Origin of the sequence: Phaeobacter sp. 11ANDIMAR09, from assembly GCF_001294455.1 — a bacterium.
In the GTDB taxonomy this organism is placed as follows: Bacteria; Pseudomonadota; Alphaproteobacteria; order Rhodobacterales; family Rhodobacteraceae; genus Pseudophaeobacter.
The window spans coordinates 1-12,008 of the sequence record NZ_LIKT01000047.1; the positions used below are offsets into that span (position 1 = coordinate 1).

Genomic DNA, 12,008 nt, shown 5'->3' on the forward strand with positions numbered 1-12,008 from the left:
ACGGGGTACGGGTCAAAGACCGCCCTTCAATCGAATAGGCCTCAACATCCTTGGTGGCGCGGCCTTCTAAGACGGCGTTGACCGCATCTAGCAACCTTTGCGCCTGGCTGCGGGTGTCATTGGACTGGCTTGGATCTGGTGAGACGGTGAAGTCACCGCAGCGAATGGAGACCCGCGCACCGTCCGAGGTCCGGGTGGCAAAGAGCGTCCAGGCATAGGCCGCCGGGGCGAGAGTTGTAGTGATGGCGGGCAAGACTGAGACCACCCAGCCATCGGCATCCGCAACCGCCGGGGCCGTGGTGGGCGCACCGCCTGATTTTGGCGCTATGGAATAGGCCAGCCCATAGGTGTCCGAGGGATAAAGGGCGGCGAATTCATCTAGGCGCCAGGTCCACAGATCACCGGCCACCAGATTGGAGGGAACGCCCTGCGCTGGTGTAAATGCGTTGTCAGTCATAGTGCCCCCTTAATCGGGGCAACCCTGGGAATTTCGCCATTCCAAGATTGCGGGGTTGTTGGTCACCGTCCCGGCGCAGGCGCGGGCCTTAGGGCGGAGTGAGGTTTCCGGGGCGAGCTGTGACGGCGGTGAAGGGAGAGAGGGCGGCGGATCTGAGGGCGGCCAAAAGATCCAGACCAAAAGGCCAGCGATCAGCGCGAGCGCGGAAATCTGAAACAGCTTAGTCATGCTCGGCCCTCCAATCTTGCAGCGCCGGGTTGCTGGGCTGGGGTGTTTCCGCGACCTCATCGCGCAGGCCTTGAATGGCTTGCAGGTTTGCCACCACTTGCGGCGCACTGGCCAAGGTGGCGGCGAATTCGCGCTGGAAATCATGGCTCTTGATCTGGGCACGGCCGCCAAAGAAAAACGACACAATCACGCCAATGATGGTCCAGAGGCCCACCGGGATAATGGCCCAGGCGGTGAAGACCTCGGCCATGCGGATTGGGTCAATTGCCGTCCAGATCAGCAGACCAAAAACCGTGATGACCATCACCGGGCGCGGCAATCGGTTGAGGCCATCCACCAGCGCGTCAAACCAGGTGCGGTTCTGGGGCTGGTGAAACTCACTTGAGAGCTGCGCCAAGGTGGCGGAGTCCAGATCGAAGGCGCGTGAGGCGCTGGCCTCGGCATTGGGGCGGAACACTTCCACGGTATCGCGCAAGACGTTGGCGCCACCGCCAAACAGCAGTTTGAGCAGCTTCATTTTCAGGCCTCATTTTCGGGGGAGTTGGCAGGCCGCCAAGAGCGGCGGCCCAATCGTCGCAGGGGTCGGTCACAGATCAGCCCCAGGCGGCGCACCTTGCGCGGTGGTCGGCGTCTGTCAGGTGATAACGGGGGCGAATGAAATCTTCGGCGCGGGTGATCCAGCCGCCTTTGCCACCGTCTCGGCGGCGGGCATATTTGCGAGACTTGGCGCGCCGATCCGCCAGCGAATAATAGTAATCGCGCCGGGCAATGCCGTAGGCATCCACAAGGAAAGCGCCCATTTGATCATGGGCACGGGTCACGGCGGAAATGGTCAGGGGGCCAAGGCCACCGTCCACCGCCAGATCCGCGTCCGTAGTTCCGGTTTCATTGATTAGCCGTTGCAGGATCTTGACCGCATTGGACCCGGCGTTGACGTACATATCAAAGACGCTGGCCTGGATCGGTTCCGGCAGTTGCGCAATCTTGGGGCGGTGGAAGTAGTGGCGCAGATAAATATCCACCGCCAGATCCACCGAGACCAGTTTGACGTCTGCCACATCCACGTCGCCATCGCCATCCAGATCCAGACCGAGGCGGCGCATGGTGTGAATTGTCACCCCGCGATTGGTGGCCCCGCCGGGGTCGTCACGATCATTCACAAAGCTCCCCTCGCGGCGGACAATTTCAAGCGCAATATCTTTGGGCGACTGCATGACGCGGCCTCCTATCGTTAGAGTGAATTGTGAGTGCGTTGGCAGAGAACGGGCTGGGGTTAGGACCAACCATCAAAGGAGCGGCCCCGGCGTTTTTTGCCCCGGCGTTTTTTGAGTTTAGTCGGTTTGGTTGGGGTGGTGACCTCGGCCGCTAGGTCTTGGTCTGTGTCCAGATCCACCACAGCAAAGGAGTTTTCCGGCCCGATCACGGCCCAGGCTGGGCAGGCTTTGGGCTGGGTCCAGTCGATTTTTTCCACCCCCAGCACAATGGCCAGCGCGAGGTCATAGACGGCGAGGTCCAGGGCCTCATTGCGTTTGACACCGGGCCGGGGTTCCCAGCCTGTCTTTATGCGGCGTTCCGCTGCCAGTTCGGCCGGGATCTCGGCAGGCGCGCCCTTGGGAATATGGATAGCGCTGGCGCCAACGTCTTCACGGTTGAGGCTGGCGGCGATCTCATCTTTCAGCCGATCCGTTCCGGCCCGCACCAACAGAATATCCCGCGCCGCTTTCTTGCGGCCCTGGTGCGAGGTTTCCGGCGCCTTGACCTCGGCCCGCTTTTTGTTGTCGCCACCAACACCGCGCACCAGGTGGAACCGGCGCGGGTGGCTCTTGCGGGTCTTGCGCCAGAAGTTATAGGCGCGCGGGGTGACGCCCGCCTTGCCCCCGGCATCGCAAATGACAGACAGCGCCTTTAAGCGGTGATCTGCATTGGCCACCGGATAGGATAGCTCCATAAGATCAAGCAGAGCGTCCCAGTCTTCCCCGTATTTCGCCGGGTCAAGCTGGCGATCTGCGGCGCGGGGCGCGGTCTTGGGGGGCTGGTGAATGTCAAAGCGATCAATCAACACCCGCTCCCCATGGGCCAAATGGGCCATGACCTGAACCACAAACCGGCCGCCCTGGACGTCCACCGCGATCAGGATAAACCGGGTTTCAGCAGGCGCCACTTTCCAGGCATGATCCGTCATGGTGTCGCGCAGGGCTTTTTCAGAAATGGACGCCGCATCATTCAAAGCGCGGGGGCGATAGGGGCGCCCAACGTCCAGATTTATGGCGGCTTGCAGAGGTTTTTCATTACCGGTCCGGGCCAGTTCTTCCTCCCCTTCAAGAACGCGGGTCACAATCTGGGACCAGGGCGCCAGCGCCGCCGCCGGGCCTTCCATCCAGTAGGAGGCCACGGGGGTTTCCCGGACCTCATCACCCAGCGGCACCAGGTCACCGTCTTGGCTTTCATGCAGCCAGCGCGCGGTCCGGTTCAGCTCGGCCTTTTGATGCGGTTCAATCACGCTGCCACAATGCAGGCAGGACATATAGGCGCCCTTGCCGCGCTCGGCGGGGCTGCCTTCTTTGGGATAGCCAATCCGCTCAAACGTAGGTTGGAACTCTCCCTGGCAATCCGGGCAACGCCAGTACAACCGGCCACGGGTGCCGGTGTTGTAGATGCCTAAAATCCCCTCGCAGGGCGGCGCCTCATGGGGCGTTTTGACCTGCCAGTTTTCATCCAGGATGGGAAAGCGGGGCGAGGACTCGGCAACATTCATACCGCGCGACCCGGCTTGGGTATGACGCTTGCGGCCCAGGTCAAATGCTGGGCCTTGGCCCTCTACATCCTGATAGGCCTTTTGGTCATAGTCCGCCATCAGGACCAAAGGGATTGAGCGGCCGGACAGCTTATTGTCCACCGGCCAATCCAGGGTTAGGCGGCCGCCGCCGGTAAAGGTTTTCTCATGGGTGTTATCCAGCCGCAGCGCGTCCCGCAGTTCTGGCGAATTCTTGATGATCTGTTTTAACTCTTGCACAGACCATTCGCGCGCCGCTGCCTGGGACATGTAGAAAATCGACACCAAGCGCGGATAGGTCAGCACCGAATGCGCCCAAGGGTTGATGATGAGACTTTCCGTCTTTGAAGACCGCGCCGGGCCAACAAAGACCACCGATTCAAATCGGCGGGACATGGTCGTGTCCTGTGGCTCCACCATGTAGGGCGCCACCGCATTGTCCCAAAACGTCCAATGGCCGCCAGCGTTCACCTTGCGGCGAGTGGCGGCCTTTGAGACAGAAATCCGAGACGGCGGAGAAAGCGCAGGCAGGGCCGCGCGGATCGCGTCCGATACCGGCCGAAAGCCAGGAAGGGGCGCGCCCTCCCTGTATTCGGGGGCATCGTTTTGCAGCATGGGGCACCTTGAAATTAAAGGGTGTATGTGTGATTGAGATCCAGCCTTTTGCCTTCATTACTTCATACGATACACACTTAGGATCTCAAATGTTTTCAGCCGATTTTAAACGTCTATACTTTCTGGCAATAGGGGTCGAAGAGCGTGATAAAGCTGGCTTAGAAGAAGCATACAAAACCGCGCATAGAATTCGTGAATTTGAAATCGAGCTATATTGGAAAAGAACTGCCTACATTTGGGCGATGCAGGCTGCACTTATTGGTATCGTTTTGTTTTTGAAGTCTGGAGGAGACGTCAGGATAAAGCTAGATTTTTTCAATCCATCCATCGTTATTTCCACATCCCCCTCATCTTCAACCTTGATTTCAATCCTACTTACTTCGACACTGGCTCTAACTGTTGCTTGGCTCTGGTATTTACTAATTGAAGGAGCGAAGTTTTGGCAAGATAATTGGGAAAGGCATGTGGACATACTGGGAGAGAAGCTGGGTCAAAATCTTTACCAAGTTTATCCGATTAGAAAATTCGATGGTCTTGAGCCTTATAGCGTGACAAAGATAAATGGGTATGTTGTTGTTTCATTTGTTATTTTTTGGATTGTAAATATATTTTGGGCGCTATGGTGTCTCTATGAAATCACCGACGTATCTTTGACTATTGAGTTCTTTATCACCTTTTTAGGTTGGATTTTTTGCTATGCGGCCTTTGTGTTCGTTCCTGCATATATGTTTTCAAAGTCATTGTTTTTCAAAGGCTTGAGGATGGGCGGCCTAGGTAGCTCCATTGTCGGCGGAACAAAGGACGTCGAAAAGCCAGCCTTATATTCTCGGAAAAATTGTGACCAGTAGTCAGGTAGTGAAATCTCTAAGGTCCCATAGAAAGCAAGCCCTCATCAACACCTGTACGCGCGCCGTGCAGAACATCGTCAAGAATTTCCTGGATGACCTCCACCGCCGCCGGGGGCAGGTTCAATTCACGGGCCAATCGGTCCGGGGCCGCGTCAAGCCCGTCTCGGATCGCCACAAAAGACGCCTCAAAAGCCTGTGCCACATCGCTGGCCCGGAGGAATTCCCGGCGCGCGGCGGCGGCAAGTATCCATTCCTTTTCGACCTTCAAAGCTTGCTCTTGTTCTTTGGGTGACAGAGCAGCCCGGCCAAGATCCTGAATAGATCCGCCCAGCAATTCCATACGCAGTTGCGCGGTGGCGTCCTCGGCATGTTGCCGGGTGGCTGCGTCCTGAGCATCTCGGGCCATGCGCCAAGCATAGGCGACGGACAGCCGGAACACATAGGACCGGCCATTGGTGCCGCGCTCCACAAAGGGGATGCGCTCGGCCTCCGGCAGCACCAACCATTTGTCGATGGTGGTGGTGGATACATCCAGCGCCGCGCCTAACAGGTTCTTGTTCACCTCGGCATCCGGCACCCCTTTTGGCATCGGATATTTTGCCACCAGCGCCCGGTCCTCGCCAGCCAGCGGCGGCATCTCTGGGACCGGTGGTGTTTCAGCGTCTTGCATAACAACAACCCCAATCCAAAAAGCCACCCCTCGGAAATCCCCCACCGCCCAAAACAACGGGGTGCGAATATACCCACGTGGCAGGGCGCCAGAAGGACCCGCGATTGTATTTGGAGGGCCTAGCGGCGGCGGGTGGCGAAGGCCTTGGCCAGGGCGCGATAGAAGTGGCGGGGAAAGCGGCGACCCGCTGCGGCGTTCATTTTCGGATAGAACTTGAACGCTTTGCGATAGGTGGGGGCCTTGTCAGTGAAGGCAAAGATCTTTTTGGGGGCTTTGCGCCCCTTGCGCTCATAGATGCCCGGCGTCAGCCGCCCGCCAGCCCGTGGCGAGAAGTATCGCGCAGCATTTGAGCGGCGCTTGCGCGCGCCAGAGGCCTTGGTCTCATTCTGGGCTGCATCGCTCTGGGCCTTGAGGCCGGACAGAACTCTTTGGATCTGGCCCGGCGAGACATTGCCGTGCTTGTTCTTGCGGGCATGCTTGGTTGGCACCACATAACCTGCACCTAAGCGGGCATTCAGCAGCCGTTCCAGCCCGGTCTTGTGCCTTGGCCCGCCCTCAACCTGGCGCAACAGATAGTCCTTGCGCGCGGCAGCGAATTTACGCTGGATCTTGATTTGAAACCGGCGCTTGGTGGCGCGGCGAAAGTGAAAGGCGTTAAGTGTCCAGCGGGTCGGATTGTGAAAGGCCCGCCGCATATGCCGCTTGTTTAGTTCTATCAGGTCCTTGCCGGTGTCATTGAGGGCAACCGAGGTGGCAAAGGGGAGTTGTTGGCGGGCGGAGTCGGACAGGTCGCGTTCAACATCGCGCAAGTTGGAGGAGAGGCTCATTCGCATGGCTGGTTGAGACCTATGAATAACAGATTTTACGAAGTAGTTCTGCTGGTGTCTTCATCACAATGATTTTTCCCGGTTCAACTGCCCACACCCTTTCCAACATTTTCGATCTCGCACCTGATGCGGTCCACTCTGCTGACATGGTTCTGCTATTCAAAAGAAGCCCTAGACGACCTTTAAATAGCGGATATACTAAGACTTCGCTCAACATAGAAACTTGGTTTCGATGCTGAATAAGTTGCAAAATTTGGAATACTTAAAACCTGGCGAAGCGTTGGGGTGGAATGGATAATTCATGAGGGGGGCGAGAGCCTGGCATCCTTTATTTCCCACCCTTGATTCAGGGTGATTTTTATATTAATTTCTGCGGAGTTGAAAATGTATACTTATGCTGGATTACTAGATGACGTTGTTCAAAGGTATGAACCTCGTATAGGCCAAGATCACACTTTTTTTTCCCGAAATTTGGCGAAGCATGCACTTTTTGGTCAGAACTTATTGATAAATGACGGGTACATTTTCGCAGGTGATGGGTTTAAGCAAGCTTTGTCTGAAGGCAGCATGTTACGAGGTATGTTACGTAGCCACTTTGCAAAGGTTATTACTAAGCTTTCAAGCTTTGATGCTGATGCCTTCGCTTCTCTTCCTGAACGTTTAGCCGCACAAAGAGTTAACACCTCTCAAAAGTTAGTTGCTCAAAGTGACTGGGAAACTGACCTTAAACCAAGTCTGAGAAACCTTGGTAAGAGCATCGCTATTCACGGTAGTCACACTGCTTTTCCTGCGTTTCAAATGGATGCGGGGTTTCGAAAGATTTTTGAGAGAATTGCAGATAAAAGTTTGCCAGACTTGGGAGTCGTCGGCATCTCGAAAACTTACTTCGATGATTTGATGGGGGATATCCAAGAAAACGAAGCCTATTCGACTGCGCCTCGGTCGGCACTTGAGGAAGAACTGCTCCAGCGTGAGCGAGCAGGTGAACTAAATCGTTCTGTCACTGAACAAATGATGTCGATAGGGTGTCAAGCATATCATTACAATTTTGCCCTTTGCCTTTCCGCTTCAACCGGGCAGGCTGTAACCGCAGAAACGTCGCTCGGAAGAGCTTTTGAAGATCTTCTCGATTTACCAGATGCTGCGGAAGCCGAAGCATTTGGCCCCTCAAGTCATGAAATCATCAGTATGCCGAAGCGTTTCCCTTACGATAGGTTTGATCTATTCGAGAGCTTTGTTGAAGATGGGCACTCGATGCATAAAGCAAAGTCAGAATTTTTGAATGGGGTGGAAGAAGCAATAAAAGGCAGTCTTGGCAACGGATACGAAACTAGCAAGTTGATTAGCGAGCTGGCAGACATGTATCGCCGAAAGATTGTAGAGCATTTTGTTTCAAAAGGTATTAATAGTGATGACATTGCACCTCATTGGTATCGCGCTGGATCTTTTGGCTTAACATTTATTGTCGGGAAATTCCAGGGGGATTGGGCTGTTGCCAGCGAACTCCCTTCTTTCATAAATCCCGTTCTTGAAGAAAAACCTACGCTTGAGGCATTTGTGTCAAAGATGCACAAGGGGCTAACTGGGGTTAAGGACTGGCAAGTCAGAATGCTTTTAAATGAGGGCATGCAGCCGACATCTGGGATGAAAAAAAGCGTAAACCTAACCGTTCGGGATATCGCGCCACGTTACTCCTCTTTGGGCTTTAATCAAAATGCTGTCGATAAGCATACAATTGATCTTCCCGTTTTCTCCGCATGAAGTAACATTGTCCAATGTTGAGGATGTTTTTCGACCAAACTTGGCATGAGTTGGTTAGTTTTTTGGCACGTCAAAATTGCGTTCTGAGTGAAGGATAGGATTACCGTGTGAGCTATCCAGATGAATAGCCTCTCTGTTCCATTCACCTAGCTTTGCGAATATCGCTATATGCGTTTGACGGAACAATCCATCTCTCTTCGGTGGGTGGGGGAACGTTTTTTTTAAGTACGGGGACCCTCACGCAGCTCTTTGACGATGCCGAGGGTTTTACATCAGAGATTCGGGCTGTTGCGCGAATTTGTGCATGGGGTCGCTGTCTGGTTGTAGCCGCAACACAGGACTAGGCATTGCGCCAATTCAACTATGGCCAGGGTGACGGCATCCTGCGCGGTCTCATTTGATGCGGCGGCACCGGCCTTGCGTAGGATCTCGGCCCGGCTTAGCTCATCCACAGCCACCCACTGGACAAGTTGGCGAAAACTCACCCTGGCCAGACCATCTGAGCGACGGAGGCTGCGGGCGTCTTTTAGCGGCACGACCAGTTCACCATCGGCAAGTGCCGCGTGCATCTGGCGCAGGCGGGTTGCGGCGGTGAGGGCGCGAAGGTTTGGGCCTCGTGCGGCAGGGCCACCCGTGCCGCTCGTTGGGTCACTGGTGCCGCCCGATGAATGCACGGTCTCGAACACTTCGGCATAGTCCAAAACTGCGGCGCGCGATGCCGGGTTGAGGATGCGCAGGGTGGAGGGCGTTTTGACCCGCCAGACCCGTGCCCGGTTTAGAACCACCTGGCCATCGGCGCCCTGGCTTGCTCCGGTTTCAACCTCGGCCTGTTCAATGCTTGGTCTGGCCAGCCGGGCCTCTGTGCCATCCGGCAATTTGGCGCGGGTATCCCAGGTAAAGGGGGGCAGGGTGACTTTGGGAGTCGGACGGGTTTTGCGCTTACGGGCCATGGGTCAGTCCTTTCCTTGGTGAGGCCAGTGACACTGGCCCATTTCTTTCCAAAAAAAACCTGTACAAGGATTTTTATGTATAAGGCGCTACTTCACCATCTTCACTAACCTCACCACATCTATTATTTTCAATAGGTTAGATATGGAAAATCTGGTGAGGTATTGGTGAGCTTAGTGAAGCGTTTTTTTAGGTTTTGCGCCGTTTTCCTTATTCCTTCCCCGCCGGACAACGGCGGGGGCCGCTTAATCTTCCCTCTATTTGGGCCTTTTGGTGAGATTGGCTCACCAACTTCACGGGGGCGCGGGGATGAAAATGAAGCGCGAGCGGCATCAAAACTTCGGCGGTTTTTGGGCCGGAGGGGCATCTGGGGGGCGGGTGCCGGTGGCTTGTTCCACGAGGTCGGCGGCCTCGGGTGCCCAACGGATTCCGCGCCAGTGTGAGCGGCCGTTGTAGGGGTAGCGTTCAAATCCCTTTTCCACCAATACATCGCCCACGGTTTTCATCTGGTATAGTTGGCGTCCCTCTTGCTCGCACCAGACCTCTAGCACCTTGTAGAAATCACTGACCCCCAGACGGGCCTTGGTGTCCTTGGTGGTCGTTTCTTCCAGGAATACACCCACCGGGTCGGCCGCTTCCATAAGCTGGTCCTTGAGACGCTGCATCGGTGCGGGCAATTGGATCTCTGGCGGCCCAGCCATGAAGGTCTGAAAGCCCTCAATTAGCCAGTTCAGAATGCCTGAGCCTTCGGCGCGCAACATAGCCTCAACTTCGCTTTGCGCGCGCTGTTGTGCCTTGGGCAGCGCGCGCAGATTGACGTCAAAGGGAATGAAGACAAGCCGCCGTTTGGTGCCTGGGTCTTCATCCTTGATCTTAGGGGTGCGGTTGCAAGAGATGATGGGGATTCCGTTAGGCGTCCAGAAAAACGGGTCTTTGAAGTTACCCCGGCTCATACGCCGGTCACCGCCGGTCAGACCTTTGATTTTCTTCATGCTGAGGACGTCCCGCGCACCGGGTTCGGTTGCGATGAAGGCGCGGGCGCCTGGAAGATCCACCTCTTCGGGGTTTGCACTTGATGGGCTTTGCTGGCCGGTGTCCAGGAACATTTCCACCTTGCAGGTGGCCGCATAGCCGTCACGGCGGCCCAGAATGTGCATCAGAGTGTTCAGCAGTGTGGACTTGCCGTTGCCACCCGGACCACGCAGGAAAACGCAGATCTGCGCCCGGTTTTCACCAAACAGGATCGCGCCAAACACCGTCTTAGTGCAGTAGCGGACCTCATCGTTTGGAATGATGAGTTTCATAAAGGCGTCCCACTGCGGGCAGGTCGCCGCCGGGTCAAATTTGACGCCGAGGCATTTGGTAGGAAGCTTTGTGCGATCGGTCGGTTCTAACCATTCCAACTTGCTAGCGATGACCTCCGCTTGTGTTGCATCTTTCTTTTGTTTCCAGTTGGTAACAGCGCGTAGATCAAGTTCGCCATTGGGGAGGGTGAGGGACCACGGATCATTGTCCAGGTCTTCCACCTCGGCCCGGCGCTGGTGCTCACAGGTCTCCAATGCGTTCTTGACCCGAGTTGCGTTGCCACATCTGGTTGCATGTTGTCGGAGCTTGGAGGCAGCAGCAAAGCCCATCCTGCGACAGGCGTCCTCATTCGAGCGGACAATGACTGGCGGCCGTTTGCGGGCCATTTCCTCAATGAACTCCTCGATCTCTTCCTGAGAGGGATCAATGGTCCGTTGCAGGTAGTCGGCTTCTTCCAGAACCAGGCGGCGAAGCTTGTGACCGACCTCGCGGGCAGCAAGGGGACCGGAACGAAACGAATAACGGGTGCCGTCCCAGACGGCCCAGCCTTTGCCGGACACAAAAAGCAGATCTTCGCCATAGGCCGACAAGATGCGGGCTGCATTGTCTTCATCATTCATTTCCAGTTCAAGCCGCTCGGCTAGTGTCATGTTAAACATAGAGTTCTCCAGTCTTGGCGAGGTCTGCAAAATCACTGTCGTGGTCCCAGTGGCCTCTTGGGATGGCCAGCCGTGCGCCCTGTGCGCAGTGGTGGGCCAGTTTGGCCTCGGCGCGGGTTGCGTGCAGGCGGGCGGTGTCGGGGCATTTGCTGCTGGGGTCTGCAAGGATGGTGGCGCGGGTGATGCCAGCAGGTGGAAGCCAGCCAGGGCGCGGGCTTTCCAGATCTGGCACCGATGACGGTAAGGGCTTTCCTGTGCGCTGTGACTTGCCCCGGCGGGCGCCGGTCTTGGCTTCTGGCCCACATAGGGCACCAAGCGACAGGGCAGCCTCAACACGGGCCTTGAAGCCAGGATTGCGGAAGCGGGTGGCGGCAAGCACCGCAAGAGTGGTTTCAATGCCCTCACCAACCACCACCAGGGGGCAATAGGGGTTCGAAAGGACCACTGGCTGGCCCCAGATTGCGCCGGTGCGGCCTTTGAGCTTCTTTGGCACCTTGGAGCCATCATCAAAGCGGGCACGGCCGCGTGCCGGGTCAATGGGGTCAATCCAGGTCAGATGCACGCCCACCAAGCGCTGGCGCCCGATAAAGCCCACCATGGTGGGGCCGCGATGGGTGATCCGGGGGCGGTCACCGCCGTTGCCCTCATAGTAAGGCAAATCCGGGTGATAGCGCAGGGTTGGAGGCAGGCCGCCTAGCGCGCCTATACGGATGCCCCGGCCGCGTTCCAGATAGGCTGCCAGGCCCGGGTGGTTGGTATAGGAGGCCCGCCAGATCCGTAACGCCTGCGAGATACCCCGTTCTGCCAAATCGCAGGATCGGATTTCGGCCTGTCTTTGGCGTTCCTCGGACTTGGCTTTGAACCGGGCAATGCGGGCAGGGTCGGCAGTGCGGTCTATCCCTTCCTGGTCCGCCAGA

11 protein-coding genes are annotated in these 12,008 nt (G+C 56.5%); 2 read left to right on the forward strand and 9 right to left on the reverse strand.

What is annotated here, in order from left to right:
* The 4 genes from AN476_RS21230 to AN476_RS21250 all read right to left on the reverse strand — a co-directional run.
* Window positions 1-457 (reverse strand): hypothetical protein (locus tag AN476_RS21230; protein WP_054463772.1); only part of this gene is annotated, 457 nt, incomplete at its 3' end.
* 220 nt (window positions 458-677) lie between these two features.
* Window positions 678-1,202 carry a 3TM-type holin gene (locus AN476_RS21240; protein ID WP_083464452.1) on the reverse strand — a complete coding sequence of 175 codons (525 nt, stop codon included), beginning with the start codon at window positions 1,200-1,202 and terminating at the stop codon, window positions 678-680.
* A 76-nt stretch (window positions 1,203-1,278) separates the two neighbouring features.
* Entirely contained in the window at window positions 1,279-1,899 is a 621-nt protein-coding gene (locus AN476_RS21245; protein WP_054463775.1) for a holin-associated N-acetylmuramidase, read from the reverse strand.
* 59 nt (window positions 1,900-1,958) lie between these two features.
* Window positions 1,959-3,929 (reverse strand): terminase gpA endonuclease subunit, encoded by a 1,971-nt coding sequence (locus AN476_RS21250; protein WP_256363963.1) that lies wholly within the window; start codon window positions 3,927-3,929, stop codon window positions 1,959-1,961.
* 20 nt (window positions 3,930-3,949) lie between these two features.
* Between AN476_RS21250 and AN476_RS21255 the strand changes: the two genes are divergently transcribed.
* On the forward strand, window positions 3,950-4,921 hold the full coding sequence (locus tag AN476_RS21255; protein ID WP_253279961.1) for a hypothetical protein: 972 nt from the start codon (window positions 3,950-3,952) through the stop codon (window positions 4,919-4,921).
* A gap of 16 nt (window positions 4,922-4,937) precedes the next feature.
* On the opposite strand, the gene AN476_RS21260 is transcribed toward AN476_RS21255, so the two are convergent.
* The gene (locus AN476_RS21260) at window positions 4,938-5,591 is read right to left on the reverse strand and encodes a hypothetical protein (protein WP_054463778.1); all 654 of its coding nucleotides are present in this window, start codon (window positions 5,589-5,591) and stop codon (window positions 4,938-4,940) included.
* 119 nt (window positions 5,592-5,710) lie between these two features.
* Window positions 5,711-6,418, reverse strand: coding sequence for a hypothetical protein (locus AN476_RS21265; RefSeq protein ID WP_054463779.1), 708 nt, complete (start codon window positions 6,416-6,418; stop codon window positions 5,711-5,713).
* A gap of 384 nt (window positions 6,419-6,802) precedes the next feature.
* On the opposite strand from AN476_RS21265, the gene AN476_RS21270 reads away from it, so the two are divergent.
* Window positions 6,803-8,179, forward strand: coding sequence for a hypothetical protein (locus AN476_RS21270; RefSeq protein ID WP_054463780.1), 1,377 nt, complete (start codon window positions 6,803-6,805; stop codon window positions 8,177-8,179).
* A 272-nt stretch (window positions 8,180-8,451) separates the two neighbouring features.
* On the opposite strand, the gene AN476_RS21275 is transcribed toward AN476_RS21270, so the two are convergent.
* The 3 genes from AN476_RS21275 to AN476_RS23155 all read right to left on the reverse strand — a co-directional run.
* Window positions 8,452-9,129, reverse strand: coding sequence for a hypothetical protein (locus AN476_RS21275; protein ID WP_054463781.1), 678 nt, complete (start codon window positions 9,127-9,129; stop codon window positions 8,452-8,454).
* 330 nt (window positions 9,130-9,459) lie between these two features.
* A complete protein-coding gene (locus AN476_RS21280) occupies window positions 9,460-11,091 on the reverse strand; it encodes a phage/plasmid primase, P4 family (protein ID WP_054463782.1) in 1,632 nt (543 codons plus the stop codon).
* Window positions 11,084-12,008: hypothetical protein (locus tag AN476_RS23155; protein ID WP_054463783.1), on the reverse strand; the 925-nt coding region annotated here is incomplete at its 5' end. The genes AN476_RS23155 and AN476_RS21280, both read right to left, overlap by 8 nt.

Excerpts from the sequence above, each read along its gene's own strand:
- AN476_RS21240 (WP_083464452.1), bottom strand. The coding sequence starts at position 1,202 with ATGAAGCTGCTCAAACTGCTGTTTGGCGGTGGCGCCAACGTCTTGCGC.
- AN476_RS21245 (WP_054463775.1), bottom strand. The coding sequence starts at position 1,899 with ATGCAGTCGCCCAAAGATATTGCGCTTGAAATTGTCCGCCGCGAGGGG.
- AN476_RS21260 (WP_054463778.1), bottom strand. The coding sequence starts at position 5,591 with ATGCAAGACGCTGAAACACCACCGGTCCCAGAGATGCCGCCGCTGGCT.
- AN476_RS21265 (WP_054463779.1), bottom strand. The coding sequence starts at position 6,418 with ATGAGCCTCTCCTCCAACTTGCGCGATGTTGAACGCGACCTGTCCGAC.
- AN476_RS21270 (WP_054463780.1), top strand. The coding sequence starts at position 6,803 with ATGTATACTTATGCTGGATTACTAGATGACGTTGTTCAAAGGTATGAA.
- AN476_RS21275 (WP_054463781.1), bottom strand. The coding sequence starts at position 9,129 with ATGGCCCGTAAGCGCAAAACCCGTCCGACTCCCAAAGTCACCCTGCCC.
- AN476_RS21280 (WP_054463782.1), bottom strand. The coding sequence starts at position 11,091 with ATGTTTAACATGACACTAGCCGAGCGGCTTGAACTGGAAATGAATGAT.